The sequence below is a fragment of the Sphingomonas sp. TZW2008 genome, from assembly GCF_002117915.1.
Classification (GTDB): Bacteria; Pseudomonadota; Alphaproteobacteria; order Sphingomonadales; family Sphingomonadaceae; genus Sphingomonas.
This window is the reverse complement of the sequence record NZ_BDJB01000001.1, coordinates 168001-186983: the sequence shown is the minus strand read 5'-3', so window position 1 is coordinate 186983 and position 18983 is coordinate 168001. Positions and strand designations below refer to the sequence as shown.

At 69.0% G+C, this 18983-nt stretch carries 18 protein-coding genes; 9 read left to right on the top strand and 9 right to left on the bottom strand.

The window, feature by feature from the left end:
• Positions 1-47: 47 nt before the first annotated feature.
• On the top strand, positions 48-1619 hold the full coding sequence (gene purH / locus B7L05_RS00915; RefSeq protein ID WP_085808328.1) for a bifunctional phosphoribosylaminoimidazolecarboxamide formyltransferase/IMP cyclohydrolase: 1572 nt from the start codon (positions 48-50) through the stop codon (positions 1617-1619).
• A 63-nt stretch (positions 1620-1682) separates the two neighbouring features.
• Here purH and B7L05_RS00910 read toward each other — a convergent pair whose 3' ends face one another.
• From B7L05_RS00910 to B7L05_RS00885, 6 genes are all read right to left on the bottom strand, one after another.
• Complete coding sequence (locus B7L05_RS00910; protein ID WP_085808327.1) at positions 1683-2771, bottom strand: MBL fold metallo-hydrolase; 1089 nt, start codon at positions 2769-2771, stop codon at positions 1683-1685.
• 100 nt (positions 2772-2871) lie between these two features.
• Complete coding sequence (locus tag B7L05_RS00905) at positions 2872-3546, bottom strand: DUF1013 domain-containing protein (RefSeq protein ID WP_085808326.1); 675 nt, start codon at positions 3544-3546, stop codon at positions 2872-2874.
• 106 nt (positions 3547-3652) lie between these two features.
• A complete protein-coding gene (locus tag B7L05_RS00900; protein ID WP_085808325.1) occupies positions 3653-4669 on the bottom strand; it encodes a glycosyltransferase family 1 protein in 1017 nt (338 codons plus the stop codon).
• A 4-nt stretch (positions 4670-4673) separates the two neighbouring features.
• Positions 4674-5552: a UDP-2,3-diacylglucosamine diphosphatase gene (locus B7L05_RS00895; RefSeq protein ID WP_085808324.1), complete on the bottom strand. Its 879-nt coding sequence runs from the start codon at positions 5550-5552 to the stop codon at positions 4674-4676.
• Between the two features lie 96 nt (positions 5553-5648).
• Positions 5649-6266: a glutathione S-transferase family protein gene (locus B7L05_RS00890; RefSeq protein WP_085808323.1), complete on the bottom strand. Its 618-nt coding sequence runs from the start codon at positions 6264-6266 to the stop codon at positions 5649-5651.
• A 26-nt stretch (positions 6267-6292) separates the two neighbouring features.
• On the bottom strand, positions 6293-7294 hold the full coding sequence (locus B7L05_RS00885; protein WP_179187078.1) for an NAD(P)H-quinone oxidoreductase: 1002 nt from the start codon (positions 7292-7294) through the stop codon (positions 6293-6295).
• A 91-nt stretch (positions 7295-7385) separates the two neighbouring features.
• Between B7L05_RS00885 and B7L05_RS00880 the strand changes: the two genes are divergently transcribed.
• Both B7L05_RS00880 and clpA read left to right on the top strand, forming a co-directional pair.
• Positions 7386-7583: a DUF1192 domain-containing protein gene (locus B7L05_RS00880; RefSeq protein WP_085808322.1), complete on the top strand. Its 198-nt coding sequence runs from the start codon at positions 7386-7388 to the stop codon at positions 7581-7583.
• Between the two features lie 202 nt (positions 7584-7785).
• Positions 7786-10104, top strand: a complete 2319-nt coding sequence (gene clpA / locus B7L05_RS00870) for an ATP-dependent Clp protease ATP-binding subunit ClpA (RefSeq protein ID WP_085808320.1) — start codon at positions 7786-7788, stop codon at positions 10102-10104.
• A 59-nt stretch (positions 10105-10163) separates the two neighbouring features.
• Here clpA and B7L05_RS00865 read toward each other — a convergent pair whose 3' ends face one another.
• Together B7L05_RS00865 and B7L05_RS00860 are read right to left on the bottom strand one after the other, a co-directional pair.
• The gene (locus B7L05_RS00865; protein WP_085808319.1) at positions 10164-10352 is read right to left on the bottom strand and encodes a hypothetical protein; all 189 of its coding nucleotides are present in this window, start codon (positions 10350-10352) and stop codon (positions 10164-10166) included.
• A complete protein-coding gene (locus B7L05_RS00860) occupies positions 10349-11536 on the bottom strand; it encodes a PepSY domain-containing protein (RefSeq protein WP_085808318.1) in 1188 nt (395 codons plus the stop codon). Before B7L05_RS00860 ends, B7L05_RS00865 begins: the two co-directional genes overlap by 4 nt.
• Before the next feature lie 149 nt (positions 11537-11685).
• Between B7L05_RS00860 and B7L05_RS00855 the strand changes: the two genes are divergently transcribed.
• From B7L05_RS00855 to B7L05_RS00845, 3 genes are all read left to right on the top strand, one after another.
• On the top strand, positions 11686-13767 hold the full coding sequence (locus B7L05_RS00855; RefSeq protein WP_144037060.1) for a S9 family peptidase: 2082 nt from the start codon (positions 11686-11688) through the stop codon (positions 13765-13767).
• Positions 13768-13904: 137 nt separating this feature from the next.
• Positions 13905-15533, top strand: a complete 1629-nt coding sequence (locus tag B7L05_RS00850) for a diguanylate cyclase (RefSeq protein ID WP_256926547.1) — start codon at positions 13905-13907, stop codon at positions 15531-15533.
• A 68-nt stretch (positions 15534-15601) separates the two neighbouring features.
• The gene (locus B7L05_RS00845) at positions 15602-15808 is read left to right on the top strand and encodes a hypothetical protein (RefSeq protein ID WP_085808421.1); all 207 of its coding nucleotides are present in this window, start codon (positions 15602-15604) and stop codon (positions 15806-15808) included.
• Positions 15809-15812: 4 nt separating this feature from the next.
• Here the strand turns inward: B7L05_RS00845 and B7L05_RS00840 are convergent, their stop codons facing one another.
• Positions 15813-17171 carry an NAD-dependent succinate-semialdehyde dehydrogenase gene (locus tag B7L05_RS00840; protein WP_085808316.1) on the bottom strand — a complete coding sequence of 453 codons (1359 nt, stop codon included), beginning with the start codon at positions 17169-17171 and terminating at the stop codon, positions 15813-15815.
• Positions 17172-17254: 83 nt separating this feature from the next.
• On the opposite strand from B7L05_RS00840, the gene B7L05_RS00835 reads away from it, so the two are divergent.
• Genes B7L05_RS00835 through coaD form a run of 3 tightly spaced genes read left to right on the top strand, consistent with a single transcriptional unit; the run spans position 17255 to position 18893 of the window.
• The gene (locus B7L05_RS00835) at positions 17255-17491 is read left to right on the top strand and encodes an exodeoxyribonuclease VII small subunit (protein ID WP_085808420.1); all 237 of its coding nucleotides are present in this window, start codon (positions 17255-17257) and stop codon (positions 17489-17491) included.
• Positions 17488-18384 carry a polyprenyl synthetase family protein gene (locus B7L05_RS00830; RefSeq protein ID WP_085808315.1) on the top strand — a complete coding sequence of 299 codons (897 nt, stop codon included), beginning with the start codon at positions 17488-17490 and terminating at the stop codon, positions 18382-18384. Before B7L05_RS00835 ends, B7L05_RS00830 begins: the two co-directional genes overlap by 4 nt.
• Before the next feature lie 2 nt (positions 18385-18386).
• The gene (coaD, locus tag B7L05_RS00825) at positions 18387-18893 is read left to right on the top strand and encodes a pantetheine-phosphate adenylyltransferase (RefSeq protein ID WP_085808314.1); all 507 of its coding nucleotides are present in this window, start codon (positions 18387-18389) and stop codon (positions 18891-18893) included.
• Positions 18894-18983 lie beyond the last annotated feature (90 nt).

Sequence of the window (18983 nt, the reverse complement as noted above, 5' to 3'; positions counted from 1 at the left end):
AGGCTGCCGATCGACCGGCGGGGCGCGCGGCCGCAACAGGATCGCCCATGACCACGATCGCCATCAAGCGCGCGTTGCTCTCCGTTTCCGACAAGACCGGCGTCGTCGATCTTGCCCGAACGCTCGCCTCGCGCGGGGTCGAGCTGGTGTCGACCGGGGGCACCGCGAAGGCGCTGCGCGACGCCGGGCTGAACGTGCGCGACGTATCCGAACTCACCGGCTTCCCCGAGATGATGGACGGGCGCGTCAAGACGTTGCACCCGATGGTTCACGGCGGGCTGCTGGCGGTACGCGACGATCCGGCGCACGCCGCGGCGATGGCGGAGCATCAGATCGGCGCGATCGACCTCGTCGTCGTCAACCTCTATCCCTTCGCGCAGACGGTGGCGAAGGGCGCCGAGCGGCCCGAGGTGATCGAGAACATCGACATCGGCGGGCCGAGCATGGTGCGCTCGGCAGCGAAGAACCACGCCTACGTTGCGATCGTCACCGATCCCGCCGATTATGCGATCATCGCGCGCGGCGAGACGACGCTAGACGAGCGCAAGCGGCTCGCCGCGAAGGCGTTCGCGGCGACCGCGACCTACGATGCGATGATCGCGAGCTGGTTCGGCTTCGCCGACCAGGGCGAGCGCTTCCCCGCGACGCTGCCCTTCGTGCTCCAGGCGCCGAGCGTGCTGCGCTACGGCGAGAACCCGCACCAGCAGGCGGCCTTCTACCGCCACGCCGGCCCCGCGACGCCGGGCATCGGGCAGGCACGGCAGGTGCAGGGCAAGGAGCTGTCGTACAACAATCTAAACGATGCCGATGCCGCGCTCGAGCTGGTGAGCGAGTTCCGCAACGCGGGCCCGACGTGCGTCATCGTCAAGCACGCCAACCCGTGCGGTGTCGCGAGCGGGGCATCGCTGGCGGAGGCGTATGAGGCGGCGTTCGCGTGCGACACCGTGTCGGCGTTCGGCGGAATCATCGCGCTCAACCGGACGCTCGATGCGGCAACGGCACGCGCGATCACCGGCATCTTCACCGAAGTCGTCGTCGCGCCCGACGCCGACGAGGAAGCGATCGCGCTGTTCGCGGCGAAGAAGAACCTGCGCCTTCTGCTGACCGGCAGCCTGCCCGATCCGGCGCGCGGCGGACTGACAGCGAAGACGATCGCCGGCGGCTGGCTGGTCCAGTCACGCGACAATGGCGTACTGTCGGACGACATGCTCAAGGTGGTGACCAAGCGCCAGCCGACGCCGCAGGAAATGGCCGACTGCCGCTTCGCCTGGACGGTAGCGAAGCACGTCAAGTCGAACGCGATCGTCTATGCCAAGGACGGCAGCACCGCGGGCGTCGGCGCGGGGCAGATGAACCGGCTCGAATCGGCGCGGATCGCGGCGTGGAAGGCGAAGGACGCGGCGGACAAGGCGGGCTGGGGCCAGCCGCGCACGATCGGCTCGGCGGTCGCCTCTGACGCGTTCTTCCCCTTCGCCGACGGCCTGATGGCGGCGGTCGAGGCGGGTGCGACGGCGGTGATCCAGCCGGGCGGCTCGATCCGCGATGCCGAGGTGATCGCGGCGGCCGACGAGGCAGGGTTGGCGATGGTGTTCACCGGGATGCGCCACTTCAGGCACTGAGCCGCGGCGGATCGATCCAACGCCCGCCCCGGGATTGTCCGGGGCGGCAGCGTCAGCGAGGCGTCAGGCGCGACCGAACCACCACACGCCGTCCTTCACCTCGCGCACCGCGCGGCCCTCGACCTCTAGGCGGCGCAGGTGCGCGAGCGATTCGCCCGTCGCCATGCCGATCACGTCGGGGCCGATCGGGCGGCGGAACAGCACCTTGAAGCAATCCACCGCGCGCACCGGGCCCTCGCCCATCAGGTCGACGATCGCGTCCAGCCGATCGATATGCTCGTCGCGCAGCGCGTCGAGCCGGGTGTGGAGGCCATAGAAGGGATCGCCGTGGCCGGGGAGGACGAGCAGATCCTCCGGCAGCGTCTTGAACTTGGCGATCGAGGTGAGCCAGTCGCCGAGCGGATCGTCGTTGGTCTGGCTGACGTGGACCGAGATGTTGGAGCTGATCTTGGGCAGCACCTGATCGCCCGCGATCAGCACGCGGCGGTCATAGTCGACGAGGCAGGCGTGTTCGGGGCTATGGCCGTTGCCGGTGACGACGTGCCAGTCGCTGCCGCCGATGCGCATCACCTCGCCGTCCTGGATGCGCGTGTAGGTGAGCGGCATGCGCGCGATCATCTTGCCGAAATTGGACCAACCGCGCCCGGCGCCGCGCGCGACCTGCTCCTCGTCCCAGCCGGCGCCGCGCCAGAAATCGAGCTGCTCCTCGGGCACTTCGGGCCGCGCGTCGGCGGCGAGCATACGGACCATCAGCCATTCGGTGCGCGTCATCACGATCCCGGCATCGTCGAAGCGGCGCGACAGCCAGCCGGCGAGCCCGACGTGATCGGGATGCATGTGCGTGCACAGGATGCGCCCGACGCGCTCGCCAGCAAGCGGCCCGTCGAGGATCGCGCGCCACGCCTCGGTCGTCCGCGGACTGGCGGTGCCGGTATCGATCGCGAGCAGCGCGTCGCCGTCGTCGAGGATCAGGCCGTTGACGTGCTTCAGCGGGCCCGACATCGGCACCCGCCACCAGCGCACGCCGTCCATCACCGTCAGCAACTCACCCGGCTGCGGCCCGCGATCGCCGAACGGAAAGGTCAGACCGGCCCAGCTGGTGGGCGTCAGCCCCTCATCCCCGATCAGCGTGCGTTGATATGCCGTCGCCATGCCGCGGGGGTATCAGCATAACATTCGTTACGTCGAGCGAATTCGGCGGGCGGCCACCGGCAGTGCGACGCCCGATCCGAAACCGTCGTGCAGCGACCGATCAGCGGCGGAAGGGCTCGTCGAAGAACGGCTTGGGGGCGACGCCCTCCTCGCCCGCCAGCTCGGCATCGCGCGCCGCCTGCTCGCGCTCGGCGCGCAGCTGCTCGATCAGCGCCTCGCGATCACCATCCAGACGCGTGTCGACCGGCGCCTCGACGCCAGCGTTCTTCGCCGCCTTCGACACCGCGGCGTCAAGCTCGCGCTGCGTGGTGAGGCCGAGCGTCACCGGATCCTTCGGCGTGATGTTGCTGATGTTCCAGTGCGAGCGGTCGCGAATCGCAGCGATCGTCGTGCGCGTCGTGCCGATCAGGTTGGAGATCGCGCCATCGGAGATCTCCGGGTGGTTGCGGATGATCCAGGCGATGCCGTCGGGCTTGTCCTGCCGCTTCGACACCGGCGTGTAGCGCGGGCCCTTGGTTCGGCGGACCTGCTCGGGGCCCTTGGTGATCTTCAGGCGGTAGCTCGGATCGGCCTGGCCCTTGTCGATCTCCTCCTGCGTCACCTCGTGCGTGCGCACGGGATCGCGGCCGGTGAGCTTGGTCGCGGCGGTATCGTCGGCGATCGCCTGCACCTCGAGGATGTGGAGGCCGCAGAATTCGGCGATCTGTTCGAAGGTGAGCGACGTGTTGTCGACCATCCACGACGCGGTCGCGTGGGGCATGAGCGGCTGTGCCATGCGAAAAGCCTTTCGGTAGAAACAAATAGGGCCGCCCCTTACCGGAGCGGCCGCTTAACCTGCCGCGACTTAATGCGCGCATCCGCCGAGGGCAAGCGTCCTTGCGTCAGGCGGCGTACGGCAGATCGATCGGGTGGAGCGCGCTGAGGAACTGCTGCGCGCTTGCACGCCACGTGTAGCGCGCGCCCACGCGCGCGCAGGCGACGCGATCGAGCGGCAGCGCGGCGGCGATCGCTACGGCGAGATCCGCTTCCATCGCGCCGACGCCGGGCGTCAGCACGTCAAGCGGGCCCGGCACCGGATAGGCCGCGACGGGCGTGCCGCAGGCGAGTGCCTCGATCATCACCAGCCCGAAGGTATCGGTGCGACTGGGGAAGACGAGCACGTCGGCCGCGCGATAGCAGGCGGCAAGGTGCTCGCCGAAGCGCGGGCCGAGGAAGTGCACGTCGGGGAAGCGCTGGCGCAGCCCCGACAGCGCAGGCCCGTCGCCGACGACGACCTTGCTCCCCGCGCACGGCGCGCGGAGGAACGCCTCGATATTCTTCTCCACGGCGACGCGGCCGACGTAGAGCATGATCGGGCCGGGCAACGCGGCGACTGCGGGATCGACTTCGCCGTCCGGCGCGAACGTCGCCGCGACGCCGCGGCTCCAGTGGCGGGTGTGCGCGATGCCGTGCTCGCTTAGCGTGCGCCGGATCGTCGGGGTGGAGACGAGGACGGCGTCGGCGGGCTGGTGAAACCAGCGGATGAAGCGCCACACCCATGCGGGGTCGGCGCCGGTGCGTGCGGCGACGTAATCCGGGAACTGCGTGTGGTAGGCGGTGGTGAACGGGCGGCGCCGATCGAGGCACCAGCGCCGCGCGGCGAGCCCGAGCGGGCCTTCGGTGGCGATATGCACCGCCTCCGCGCGGAAATCGGCGATTCGGCGCCCCACCGCCGCCCGGCCGGCGATCGCCAGGCGGATCTCGGGATAGGTCGGACACGGCAGCGAGCGGAACGCGTCGGGCGCGACAACCAGCATCTGGTGGCCCATCGCGTCGAGCTCGGCGATGACCGATTCGAGCGTGCGCACGACGCCGTTGACCTGCGGTGCCCAGGCGTCGGTGACGATCGCTATACGCATAGCCTCAGGCCGCAAGCGCGAGCGGCGCAGGGCGCTCGCGGCCCGCGATCACGTCGGCCCAGTGGAGGATCTCCATCCGCCCGTCGAGATGCTCGACCAGCGCGGTCGCGCTCTCCACCCAGTCGCCGTCGTTGTAATAGGCGACGCCGCCGATCTCGCGCATCTCGGCGGTGTGGATATGGCCGCACACGACGCCGTCGACCCCGCGCGCGCCCGCCGCCTCCGCGACGATCTCCTCGAAGCGCGAGATGAAGGCGACGGCATTCTTCACGCGCGCCTTGGCGTGCTTGCTCAGCGACCAATAGGGCATGCCCATCCGCCGGCGTGCGGCGTTGACGAGCCGGTTGGCCGCCATCAGCAGCGTGTAGGCATGGTCGCCGACGTGCGCGAGCCAGCGATGCGCGAGCGTGATCGCGTCGAATTCGTCGCCATGCAGCACGAGCAGACGGCGGCCGTCCGCCGTCTCGTGCACCGCGTTGCGGCGGATCGCGATGCCGCCGAAATCGAGCCCGCAGAACTGGCGAAACGCCTCGTCGTGATTACCCGGAATGAAGATCATCCGCGTGCCCCGACCGGCGCGGCGCAGCAGCCGCCAGACGACGTCGTTGTGCGCGGCGGGCCAGTAGAATTTGCGCCGCAGCCGCCACCCGTCGACGATGTCGCCGACGAGGTACATCGTGTCGCTGTCGACGTGATCGAGGAAGTCGACCAGCATGTCCGCGTTGCAGCCGCGCGTGCCGAGGTGGACGTCGCTGATCCAGATCGTGCGGTAGCGCGTCCGCTCGACGATGCGCTCGGGCAGATGCGGGCGCGATTGCGCGAAATCGGCGAGGTCGGCGACGTCACCCAAGGAAACGGCAGCGAGCGAGGCGGGCTTCGGCATGGCAGGCTCTCCCTGCCGCCGGGCGATAGCGTGCGCGTGTGACGCCGCGATCACAGCGCGATGACGCCGCGGTCTCGATTGCGTGACGGTTCGGCGTCAGTCGTCGAAGCGGATATGGCCCGGCATGGCGGCGACGCGCGCGAGCCAGCGCTCCACCGCGGGATAGGCGGCGAGATCGAACCCGCCCTCGCCCGCCAGATGCGTGTAGGCGTAGAGCACGAGGTCGGCGAGCGTCAGCGTGCCTGCCGCCAGCCAGTCCCGCGTCTCGAGATGCCGCGCCATCAGCGCGAGTGCGGCCTCGCCCGCGGCCTGCTTGCCGGGGATCAGCGCCGTCTGCGCGGGGGCGAGCGATGCTTCGCCCAGGTACCGCCGCCAGAAGCGCAGCGTCGCGATATTGGGCTCGTGGCTATATTGCTCCCAGAACAGCCAGCGCAGCATGTCGGCGTGATCGAAGCGGTCCGAAGGGATCAGCGCGCTGCCGGACGCAAGGTAGGCGCAGGCGGCGTTGCTCTCGGGCAGGAAGCGCGCGCCGATCTGCAGCACCGGAATGCGCCCGCCGGCGTCGACTTCGGCGAGGAACGCCGGCGTGCGCGTCTCGCCGCGCCGGATGTCGTACCGTCGGCGCTGGAGCGGAATGCCGAGGTGCGCGGCGACGAGGCGGATCTTGTAGCAATTGCCCGACGCGGGATCCTCGTGAAGCACGTATTCGGTCACCGCCGCCGCCTCCCCGCCGCCCGCGATTACTGCATCGTCAGCACGATCTTGCCGACGTGGTCGCCGGCCTCCATCCGGGCATGGGCGGCAGCCGCCTCCGCCAGCGGGAACGCCTTGTCCATCACCGGCTTGAGCTTGCCCGCCTCGACGTGCGGCCAGACGGTGCGCGCAAGTTCGTCGGCGACCATCGACTTGAAGCCGAGGTCGCGCGCGCGCAGCGTCGAGCCGGTCAGCGTCAGCCGGCGACGCATCACCTCGAACACCGGGATCGTCGCCATCGCGCCGCCCTGCACCGCGATCGACACGTGGCGGCCATCGTCGGCGAGGCATTTGAGGTTGCGCGCGACATAGTCGCCGCCGACCATGTCGAGCACCGCGGCGCAGCCCTTGCCCCCCGTGATCTCGGCGACGCGTGCGACGAAATCCTCGCTCTTGTAGTTGATCGCGTGATCGGCGCCGAGCGCCCTGGCCGCCGCGCATTTCTCGTCCGAGCCGGCGGTGACGATGATCGTCAGCCCAAAGATGTTGGCGAGCGCGATCGCCATCGTACCGATGCCGCTTGTGCCGCCGTGGACCAGCACGGTATCGCCCTCCACCGCAAAGGCGCGCTCGAACAGGTTGGTCCACACGGTGAACAGCGTCTCGGGTATCGCCGCCGCTTCCGCCATCGACAGGCCGGCGGGCACGGGCAGGCACTGGCCGGCGGGCGCGACGGCATATTGCGCATAGGCGCCGCCGGCGACGAGCGCGCAGACATTCTGGCCGATCATCTCCTCGCCGACGTCGTCGCCCACCGCGACAACCTGGCCGGCGAATTCGAGCCCGAGGATCGACGGCGCACCCGGCGGCGGCGGATAGCCGCCCTTGCGCTGGAGCACGTCGGGCCGGTTGACCCCCGCGGCGGCAACGCGGACGAGCACCTCGCCGGGGCCAGGGACGGGCACCGCGCGCTCGACGGGCACCAGCACCTCGGGCTCGCCCGGGGCCGCGGGATCGATCGCCAGCATCGTCTTCGGTATGTCGTGCATCGCCGCCCCCTTGCCGCCTGCCGGTTTCCCTTCCAGCCGTTCGGCGCGCGCCTTATTGACTTCGCACCTGCAGCGGTCAACGATACATCACATGGATCTGGATGATATCCTTGGGTCCCGGCCCGACGATCCCCTACCCGCGCTGCTGCGCGAGGATCTCGATCGCCTCTCGGTCGCCGAGCTGGAGGCGCGGATCGCGGCGTTGGAGGGCGAGATCGCCCGCTCGCGCGCCAAGATCGCGTTCGCCGTCGATCACCGCGCCAGCGCGGACGCGCTGTTCAAGCGATGATCCGGCGCGACGCGATCAGCGCGGCCGCCGCGAGACGGGCTTCGATGACGCGGCGGGCACGAGCATGATCGCCGCCGCACGGCCTGAGCGGCGTACCGCTCGCGATCGTGCGTCGCCCCGGGCGCTTGATGCCGGGCCCACCAATCACGACATTGCGTTCAAGGGCCGGACACTTGTCCACGGCCCGCCTGGAGTATCCTGAATGCCATCCTTTGCCAGCGCTCTCGAGACCACGCTGCACAAGGCGCTCGAGGCAGCGTCTTCGCGGCGCCACGAATATGCAACGCTTGAGCACCTGCTCTTCGCGCTCGTCGACGACGAGCATGCGAGCCAGGTGATGACGGCGTGCGGCGTCGATCTCGGCGAGCTCAAGAATACCGTCGCGCACTATCTCGATACCGAGCTCGGCGCGCTGAAGGTCGATCAGCAGACCGACCCCTCGCCCACCAGCGGCTTCCAGCGCGTCGTCCAGCGCGCGATCCTGCACGTCCAGTCGTCCGGCCGCGACGAGGTGACGGGCGCCAACGTCCTCGTCGCGCTCTTCTCCGAGCGTGAGAGCTACGCCGTCTATTTCCTGCAGCAGCAGGACATGAGCCGGCTCGATGCCGTCAGCTTCATCAGCCACGGCGTCGGCAAGGGCGTGTCTGCCCCCGAGGCGTCGACCGGGCCCAAGGGCGCCGAGGATAAGGAAGAGAAGAAGCCCGCCGACAAGGCCAAGGGCGAGAGCGCGCTCAAGCAGTTCACCGTCGATCTCAACGAGAAGGCGAAGAACGGCAAGGTCGATCCGCTGATCGGGCGCGGGCCGGAGGTCGATCGCACGATCCAGATCCTGTGCCGCCGTTCCAAGAACAACCCGCTCTACGTGGGCGATCCCGGCGTCGGCAAGACCGCGATCGCGGAAGGGCTCGCGCGCAAGATCGTCGAGGGCGACGTGCCCGACGTGCTCAAGCCCGCGGTGATCTACTCGCTCGACATGGGCGCGCTGCTCGCCGGCACGCGCTATCGCGGTGATTTCGAGGAGCGGCTGAAGCAGGTCGTCAACGAGCTTGAGAAGCTGCCGCACGCGGTGCTGTTCATTGACGAGATCCACACCGTAATCGGTGCCGGCGCGACGAGCGGCGGCGCGATGGACGCGTCGAACCTCCTCAAGCCCGCGCTGTCGGGCGGCACGATCCGCTGCATCGGATCGACCACCTACAAGGAGTTCCGCAACCATTTCGAGAAGGATCGTGCGCTGCTGCGCCGGTTCCAGAAGATCGACGTCAACGAGCCGACGATCGAGGATACGATCAAGATCCTCGCCGGGCTGCGCTCGGCGTTCGAGAGCCACCATGACGTCAAGTACACGCCCGACGCGATCAAGTCGGCGGTGGAGCTCAGCGCGCGCTACATCAATGACCGCAAGCTGCCGGACAAGGCGATCGACGTGATCGACGAAGTCGGCGCGATGCAGATGCTGGTGGCGCCCAACAAACGCAAGAAGACGATCACCCCCAAGGAGATCGAGCAGGTGATCGCGACGATGGCGCGCATCCCGCCGAAGAGCGTGTCGACCGACGACAAGCGCGTGCTCGAGCATCTCGAGACCGATCTGAAGCGCGTCGTGTTCGGGCAGAACAAGGCGATCGAGAACCTGGCTTCCGCGATCAAGCTCAGCCGTGCGGGGCTGCGCGATCCCGAGAAGCCGATCGGCAACTATCTGTTCACCGGGCCGACCGGCGTCGGCAAGACCGAAGTCGCCAAGCAGCTCGCCACGATCATGGGCATCCCGCTTCAGCGGTTCGACATGTCGGAGTATATGGAGCGCCACTCGGTCTCGCGGCTGATCGGTGCCCCGCCGGGCTATGTCGGCTTCGACCAGGGCGGCCTGCTGACCGACGCGGTCGACCAGAACCCGCATTGCGTGCTGCTGCTCGACGAGATCGAGAAGGCGCATCCCGACCTGTTCAACATCCTCTTGCAGGTGATGGATAACGGGCGGCTGACCGATCAGCACGGCAAGACGGTCGATTTCCGCAACGTCATCCTGATCATGACGACCAATGCGGGCGCGAGCGACATGGCGCGCGAGACGCTTGGCTTCGGCAATCTCTCCCGCGAGGGTGAGGACGAGCAGGCGGTGCAGAAGCTGTTCACGCCCGAGTTCCGCAACCGTCTCGATGCGATCGTGCCGTTCAGCTACCTGCCGACCGACGTGGTCGCGCGCGTGGTGGACAAGTTCATCCTCCAGCTCGAATTGCAGCTGGCGGACCGCGACGTCCACATCAAGCTCGATGACGAGGCACGCCAGTGGCTCACCGCCAAGGGCTATGACAAGCTCTACGGCGCGCGCCCGATGGGCCGCCTGATCCAGGAGAAGATCAAGCAGCCGCTGGCCGAGGAGCTGCTGTTCGGCAAGCTCGTCCATGGCGGCGAGGTGGTCGTGAAGCTCAAGGACAATGCGCTGACGTTCGAGATCGTCGGCGCGGCGCCCAAGAAGCCGAAGCGCAAGGGCGGCAAGGCCAAGGTGGTCGCCGAGTAAGCAGAGACATTCTCGTCATGAGAGGGGCGTCGGTCGCAGGACCGGCGCCCTTTTTCCTATCAGCGTCGCGCGCGGCGCGCCCAGGCGAGCGCGATGAGCGGCGCGGCGAGCGCGAGCCAGGCGGGCACGTCATGCCATCCATCGCCCGTCAGCGCCGCGACCAGTCCCGCGACTGTGGCAAGCGCGATCAGCAGCGGGATCGGCCAGGTGGCGCGGATCAGCGTCCGCGAACGATCGCGGTGCATCATTCGGCGGGCACCGCCTCTACGCCCGCGAACGGGCGCGCGCCACGCGAGATCTCGCGCACGAGCACATCGGTCGGCGCGCGGCGGCGGCCGAGCCAGAGGTAGACGCCCGAACCCAACACGACGATCGTGAACACGTCGAGCACCGCCCACAGCAGCTTCATCGGCAGCCCGCCATAGTCGCCGAAGTGCAGCGGGCGTGAGAGCATGAGCGCCTTGAAATACCACGGCATCGGCCGCTGATCGGTCAGTCGGCCCGTCTCTGCATCGACCAGCGCGGTGGTAAGTAGCCGCTCGGTGAGCGGCGTCGCGCCCTGGAAGAAGATCGCATAATGATGCCGGCTGCTGAACGCGCCGCCGGGAAAGGCGATGAACTGCGGGTTCATGCCGGGGACCGCGCGGCGTGCCGCCGCCATCGCGCGGTCAAGCGAGCCGTAGCGCGCCGGCGGCAGTGGCGGACGGCCGGCATAGGCGCGCGTCATCTCGGCAAGCTCGCCCGCCTGCCACGTCTTGGTGATCGGCGTGACGAACGCGTTGACGATCCCGGTGAGCCCGACCACCGCCATCCATGCCAGCGCGACGATGCCGAGCAGGTTGTGATGATCGAGCCACTTCACGCGGCGGCTGCGCTGCGTGCGCAGCGTGCCGAAATCGAGCTTGCGCATGAACGGCGCGTACAGGACCGTGCCCGAGACGAGCGCGACGACGAACAGCCCGCCCATTGCGCCGAGGAAGAACATGCCCGGCAGCCCGATCAGCATGTCGGTATGCAGCCGCAGCAGGAACGCCATGACGCCCTCGCCCTCCGCCGGCGTGGCACCGATCGGCTGCCCGGTGACGCGGTCGAACAGGTGCAGCGTCATCGCCTCCGCCGGCACGTCGGGGCGCGCGCCGGTGGTGACCGTCGTGGTGGCATCGTCGTTCGAGAAGGCCATGAACAGCGGCACCTCGCCTGGCCGCGCGGCGAGCGCGTGGGCAAGGATCGCGTCGAGCGGCTGGAGCGCAGGACTGACACCCGACGACGGCGTGGCGGAAACGGTGCGACCACCGCGCGTCGCCTGCGCATCGATCTCGTCGTGGAAGATCAGCGGGAGGCCGGTCACGCAAAGCATCAGCAGGAACACGGTCGACACGAGGCTCGACCATTTGTGCACCAGGAACCAGCCGCGGATCGCGCCTCTGCTCATCGGACGCTGCTGTTGCAAAGCATTCGCAAATCTCTAGCCGTACCGCCAACGCGCCGCAAGCGAGCGCTTGCGATGGCGCAAGCTGGTGGTGCTTGCGCGAGCGCGGCAATGCGGCTTCAGTCGCGCGCATCCTTCCCGGAGACATGTCGATGCGTCGTCTTGCCCTGCTTCTCGCCTGTACCGCCGTCGCCACGCCAGCGCTGGCGCAACAGCAGCCCAACGCCGCGCCGGTCGACGGCCCCGTGCGCGGCTTCACCGGCAACGACCTGTTCGGCCTGGCGATCGCCGCCGATCCGCAGATCAGCCCTGACGGGCGCACGATCGTCTACGTCCGTCGATCGGGCGACGTGATGACCGATCGGATGCAGTCCTCGCTGTGGCTGATCGACGTCGCGAGCGGCCGGCAGACGCCGTTCTCGACCAACGGATCGAGCCCGCGCTGGTCGCCCGACGGCACGCGTATCGCCTATGTCGCGTCCGACGGCGAGCGATCGCAACTGTTCGTCCGCTGGATCGCGAGCGGCGCGAGCGCGCGCGTGACGGGGCTGCCGAGCGATCCCAACAGCCTGGCGTGGTCACCCGACGGACGCCGCCTCGCCTATGTCGCGACGGTGTCCGGGCAGGCGACGACACTTGGCAAGGCGCCGGCGAAGCCCGAGGGCGCGAAATGGGCCGAACCGCTCGAGGTGATCGACCGCGTCACCTATCGCAACGACGGGCCCGGCTATCGCAAGCCCGGCTACGACCATCTGTTCGTCGTCGCCGCGGACGGCGGCGCGGCGCGGCAGCTGACGTTCGGCAAGTTCGACGACGGCGGCCCCTTGTCGTGGAGCCGCGACGGCCGGACGATCCTGTTCTCGGCGATCCGCGGCGAGGATGCCGAGCGGCAGGTGTTGAATTCGGAGGTGATCGCGGTCGACGCCGACAGCGGCGCGATGCGCACGCTGACGCGCCGCGATGGGCCTGACGGCAACGCCCGTTTCTCCGACGATGGCAGCCGCATCGCGTGGATCGGCTTCGACGACAAGCGACGCGCCTATACCAACGCCGAACTCTACGTCGGCGATGCCGAGGCGAACGCGCCGCGATCGCTGACTGCCGCGCTCGACCGATCAATCGAGGACGCGCATTGGGCGGCGGACGGGCGATCGTTGTACGCCGCCTACGATGACAAGGGACAGCGCAAGCTCGCGCGGATCGGCACCGACGGGCGCGTCAACGTGCTGGCCGACAACCTCGCCGGCGGTGGGCTCGACCGGCCGTATACCGGCGGCGACTTCTCCGTCTCGCGCGGTGGCACGGTCGCATACACCGGCGGCGACGCGTCGGTGCCGGCCGACGTGTGGGTATGGAGCGGCGGCAAGGCGCGCCGGCTGACGCAGCTCAACGCGGTGATGGCCGCGTCGAAGGCGATGGCGCCGGTCCGCAAGGTGGCGGTGACCGCGCCCGATGGGCGGCCGATCGACGCCTGGCTCGCGACCCCGCCGGGATGGCAGCCGGGGACGCGCGTGCCGCTGATCCTCGAGATCCACGGCGGCCCACACTCCGCCTACGGCCCGAGCTTCGCGACCGACGTGCAGCTCTACGCCGCAGGAGGCTACGCCGTGCTGTGGACCAACCCGCGCGGCTCCACCTCCTACGGCGCCGAATTCGCCAACCTGATCGACAAGAACTATCCCAGCGCCGACTATGACGACCTGATGGCGGCGGTCGACGCGACGATCGCGGAAGGCGTCGCCGATCCGAACAACCTGTTCGTCACCGGCGGATCGGGCGGCGGCGTGCTGACCGCGTGGATCGTCGGCAAGACCAATCGCTTCAAGGCGGCGGCGACGCAGAAGCCGGTGATCAACTGGATCAGCGAGGCGCTGACGATGGACAATACGCTGTTCACGTCGCGCTATTGGTTCTCGAAGCTGCCGTGGGAGGATCCGATGGGCTACTGGAACCGCTCGCCGCTGAGCCTCGTCGGCAACGTGAAGACGCCGACGCTCGTCGTCGTCGGCAGCGAGGATTATCGCACCCCGGTGTCGGAGAGCGAGCAGTATTACGCCGCGCTGCAGATCGCGGGCGTTCCCACCGCACTCGTCAAGGTGCCGGGCGCGAGCCACGGCGGCTTCACCAGCCGCCCCTCGCAATCGGCGGCAAAGGCGAGCGCGATCCTCGCCTGGTTCGATCGCTATCGTGGAGCGGCGGCAACCGCGGCGGCGCAGGGGGCGACACAGGAGTAGCGTTCACGGCTGCCGACGCGTGCTTCCGCGGCGTCGGCAGGGCGTTTACGCAATCTTCGTATCGGCAATCCTAGACGATTGCCATGCGGGGGCATGATCGAGGTTGGTTCTGGTCGCTGGTAGCGATCGTTTTAGGCATGTTGATACTGGCGGCGCCGGCATCGGCGCAGACCGGCCTCGTCGGCGAGCCAGTCGCCACATGCGTCGCGCGTGTCCAGCCCGGCGATACGCCGCGCGCGATGCTGCGTGCCGCCGGGCGTTACGATTGCACGAGCGCGCAGACCACGTTCGGGCCCGGCGACTATTGGGTACGCTCCGCCGCGCTTTCGATCAGCGGCGATAGACGCTTGCGGATGGCGAGCCTGTGGCAACGCGCGGTCACGATCTGGGCGGTCTACGGCGACGGGCACGTCGCGGTGAGCCGACTTGATGGTCGCGCGCTGGCGGGCACGATCCAGCTCGGCGCGATTGCCGAACTGCCGCTAGAGACGCGCGGGGCGCCGCTAGTCCGGCTGCTGTGGCGGGTGGAAGATGCCGCGAACCTGCGCGGCGTCGTGCTCGGCGCGCGACTTGCGACACCTGCGCAGAGCCAGTCGTCCAACCTGCTTCTCGCTGCGCTGTACGGCGCGTTCGGCGGGCTGTGCCTGTCCTTGCTGGTCTACAATGTCGCGCTGTGGGCGGCGCAGCGGCACCGCTTCCAGCTCGCCTATTGCACGATGCTCGCGATGCTCGGCTGCTACGCCTTCTCGTCGTCGGGCGCGTTCGCCTGGGTCTTTCCCGGCTATGCCAACAATATCCGGCTCGAGCTCAACTATCTGACGCTCGCCGCGTCCGCTGCCGCTGCGCTCGCCTTTGCCCGCACCTTCTTCGAGCAGCGCGTGCTCCGCGGCTGGCTCAGCGTCCTCATCAGCAGCGCGTCGGCCATCATCATGGGCAGCGCGATCCTGTTCGTCGCTGCGTCGAGCTGGAACGTCGTGCTGCTCGATCGGCTATACGCCGCCAGTTTCCTCCTCGTCATCGCGGTGAGCGTGCCTGTCCTGTGGCAGGCGTGGCGACGCAAGAGCGATTACCTGCGCCTATTCGCCTACGCCTGGGCGCTGCCGATCCTGCTCGCCGCAGTGCGCGTCGCGGGCAATTTCCACCTCTTGGCGTGGAGCTTCCTGCTCGACAATTCGACGCTCGCCGCGATGGCGGCGGAGGCGCTGCTGTCGAGCCTCGCGATCGCTTATCGTACCCGGCTGCTGGCGCGCGAGCGCGACGCGGCGCTGGAGGGCGAGGTGGCCGCGCTCGCGCTCGCCGATCACGATCCGCTGACCGGGCTGATGAACCGGCGCGCGTTCCTGCGCGAGGCGATCGGTCGCGCGGGCGAGCAGCAGCTCGTCATCGTCGACATCGATCATTTCAAGACGGTCAACGACACGCTCGGCCACGACGGCGGCGACGAGGTGCTGCGGATCATGGCGCGCGTGCTGCGCCGGGCAGCACCGCACAGCGCACTCGTCGCGCGGCTCGGCGGCGAGGAGTTCGCGCTGCTCAGTCAGGCCGGCGCGTCGGTCGAAGCGGACGCGCTGCTCGCCGCGATCCGTGCCGAGCGCATGCCGTTCGACATCGGCGTCACCGCCTCGCTCGGCATCGGCGAAGGGTGCGTCCGCGATGAGGCCGAATGGAAGCGGCTGTACCGCGGCGCCGATCAGGCGCTGTTCATCGCGAAGGCAGCGGGGCGCGACCGCGCCCGCGTCGCCCCGCCGGTGGCGATTGCCGCCTGATCGCCGCCGGCCAGTTGGCGCGTCGGCGGGTGATTGCGCCGATGTCGCGCGTGCGGTACGCACGGGGCATGAGCAAGCGCCGCCAGATCGCTCTCGCCGCCGGTGTGCTGTCGCTCACCGCGCTCGCCGCCGCCAATCCGCCGCGCGCCGATATCGAGATCCTGACGCACCGCGCCGGCGACGTGGCGCCCGAGCGCTTTCGCGCTGCGCTCGATCTGGGGCTCGCCAGCGCGTCGATCCTCGTCACCTGGACCGCGGACCGGCTGACGCGCTGACGCGTCAGTCGAACACCGTCTTCAGGTTCATGAACTCGTGCAGCCCGTGGCTGCCGAGCTCGCGGCCGTGCCCCGATCGCTTGATCCCGCCGAACGGCGCCTCGGGCGTCGAGGCGAGCATCTTGTTGACCGCCATCATGCCCGACGCGATGTCACGCGCGAAGCGATCGCGCTCGCTCGCATCGTTGGTCCATACCGACGCGCCGAGGCCGAACGGCACATCGTTGGCGAGCGCGATTGCGGCATCGATGCTATCAGCTTTGAACACCATCGCGACCGGGCCGAACAATTCCTCCTGCGCCGCGGGATGGTCGATCGGCACGTCGACGAGAATGCCGGCGGACATATAGGCGCCCTTGCCCGGCAGTGCCTCGCCGCCGAACAGCAGCCGGCCGCCCGCCGCCTCGATCTGGGCGAGTTGATCGACCACCGTCTGGCGCTGTTCCTCGCTCGACAGCGGCCCCATATCGCTCGCGCCGTCCATCGGATCGCCCGCGACGACCGCCTTCATCCCCGCGGAAAAGCGCTCCAGGAACGCGTCGTAGACGTCGGCATGCACGATCATGCGCTTGGCGCAGATGCATGACTGGCCGGTGTTCTGGATCCGTGCGGTAACCGCGGTCTTGGCGGCGAGATCGAGATCGGCCGACGGCATGACGACGAACGGATCGGACCCGCCGAGTTCGAGCACGACCTTCTTGAGCGCCGCGCCTGCCGCCGCCGCGACCTTCGATCCCGCCTCCTCGCTGCCCGTCAGCGTCACCGCGGCGATGCGCTCGTCGGCGATCAGCGCGGCGACCTTGCCGCTCTTGATCGCGAGGTTCTGGAACAAGCCGGCGGGCGCACCCGCGGCGATGATCATCTCCTCGATCGCCGCGGCCACGCCCTGGCAGATCGACGCATGTTTCAGCAGCCCGACGTTGCCCGCCATGATCGTCGGCGCGGCGAAGCGCACGACCTGCCAATAGGGGAAGTTCCACGGCATGACGGCCAGCACCGCGCCAATCGGCAGATAGTGCGTCGTCGCCGTACCGCCCGGCACCGCGACACGGCGCGGCTCGAGCATCGCCGGCCCGTTCTGCGCGTAGTAGCGGAAGCCCGCGGCGCATTTCTCGACCTCCGCCAGCGACGATTTGAGCGTCTTGCCCATCTCGCGTGTCGCGATCTCGGCAAGCCGGCGCTTGTCCGCCTCGAACGCCTCGGCGATCTTCTCGAGCAGCGCGCTGCGCGTCGCAAGATCGGTCAGCCGCCACTCGACGAAGGTCTGTTGCGCGCGCGCGACGCGCACCTCGATCTCGGCGTCGGTCAATTCGGCGAAGGTGGCGCCGGGCATGCCGGTCGCGGGGTCGATGCTTTGGAACATGGCTGCCCTAACGAACGCCGCGCGGCGCGTATCCTTGACCCCCTCGCCCGCTGTGCCGCATAGCGCGGGCCATGGATACCGCGATGGATACCGACGTCGAGAGTCTGACGTTCGAGGCGGCGCTGAAGGAGCTGGAAGGCATCGTCGCGCGGCTGGAATCGGGCGATACGCCGCTACAGGACGCGATCGCGCTGTACGAGCGCGGCAACGCCCTACGCGCGCGCTGTGCCGAGCGGCTCGACGCTGCGCAGGCGCGGATCGAGGCGATCCGGCTCGACGCGCAGGGCCGCGCTACCACCACCCCCTTCGCTGCGGGATGAGCCCTTCGCCAGCGCTTGCCGCGGCCCTCGCGGACACCGCGCGCGAGATCGACGCGCGGTTCGACGTGCTGCTCGCGGTCCCCGACGACGCGCGCGCCAACCTCTACCGCGCGATGCGACACGCCGCGATCGACGGCGGCAAGCGGCTGCGCCCGCTGCTGGTGTTCGCGACCGCGCAGCTGTTCGGCTGCGACCGGGATTGCGCCGGCCGTGTCGCGGTCGCGCTAGAGGCGATCCACGTCTACTCGCTGATCCACGACGATCTGCCCGCGATGGACGACGACGACGTGCGGCGCGGGCGCCCGACGGTGCATAAGGCGTTCGATGAGGCGACCGCGATCCTCGCCGGCGATTGCCTCCACGCGCTGGCGTTCGAGGTGCTCGCCGACCCGGCGACGCATCCCGATCCGTTCGTGCGCAGCGAGCTGCTGCTCGATCTCGCGCGCGCCGCCGGCCCGTCGGGCATGGCGGGCGGGCAGATGATGGACCTGGAGGCGGAACGCACCACGTTCGACCTCGCCACCGTCACGCGGCTGCAGGCGATGAAGACCGGCGCGCTGATCGCCGCCGCGGTGGAGGCGGGCGCGATCCTCGGCCGTGTGCCGCCGGAGGGGCGCACGCACCTGCGCGGCTATGCCCGCGACATCGGGCTCGCCTTCCAGATCGTCGACGATTTGCTCGACGTCGAGGGCGACGAGGCGCTGGCGGGCAAGAAGCTGCGCAAGGATGCGGGCGCCGGCAAGGAGACGTTCGTCTCGCTGCTGGGCGTCGAGCCGGCACGCACGCGCTGCCGCATGCTCGTCGACCAGGCGATTGAGCATCTGCGGTCCTACGGCCCCGAAGCCGATCTGCTGCGCGACATCGCGCGTTTCGTACTCGCAAGGGATCATTGAGCATGACCACGCGCATCGGCGTCTACCCCGGTACCTTCGATCCAATCACGCTCGGCCACATGGACATCATCCGGCGCGGCGCGAAGCTCGTTGACCGGCTGGTGATCGGCGTCACCACCAATCCGTCGAAGAGCCCGATGTTCAACCTCGACGAGCGGATGGCGATGGTGGAGCGCGAATGCGCCTCGCTTGACGCCGATATCCGCGTCGTCAGCTTCGACCTGCTGCTGATGGATTTCGCCGAGCGCGAGGGTGCAAGCGTAATCGTCCGCGGGCTGCGCGCCGTCGCCGATTTCGAGTACGAATATCAGATGGCGGGCATGAACCAGCAGCTCAACAGCCGCATCGAGACGGTCTTCCTGATGGCCGACGTCGCGCTGCAGCCGATCGCCAGCCGGCTGGTGAAGGAGATCGCGGTGTTCGGCGGCGAGATCGGCAAGTTCGTGACGCCGGCGGTGCGCGACGAAGTGGTCGCGCGCGTCGCGCTGACCGGCCGTCGCGGGGGCTGACCTCGACGCTGCAGTCGCCACGCCGCAGTTCAGATTGGCGCAAGCTGCGTTCTGGTCTACGGGCGCCCGACGATGATCTGGTTGGGATGA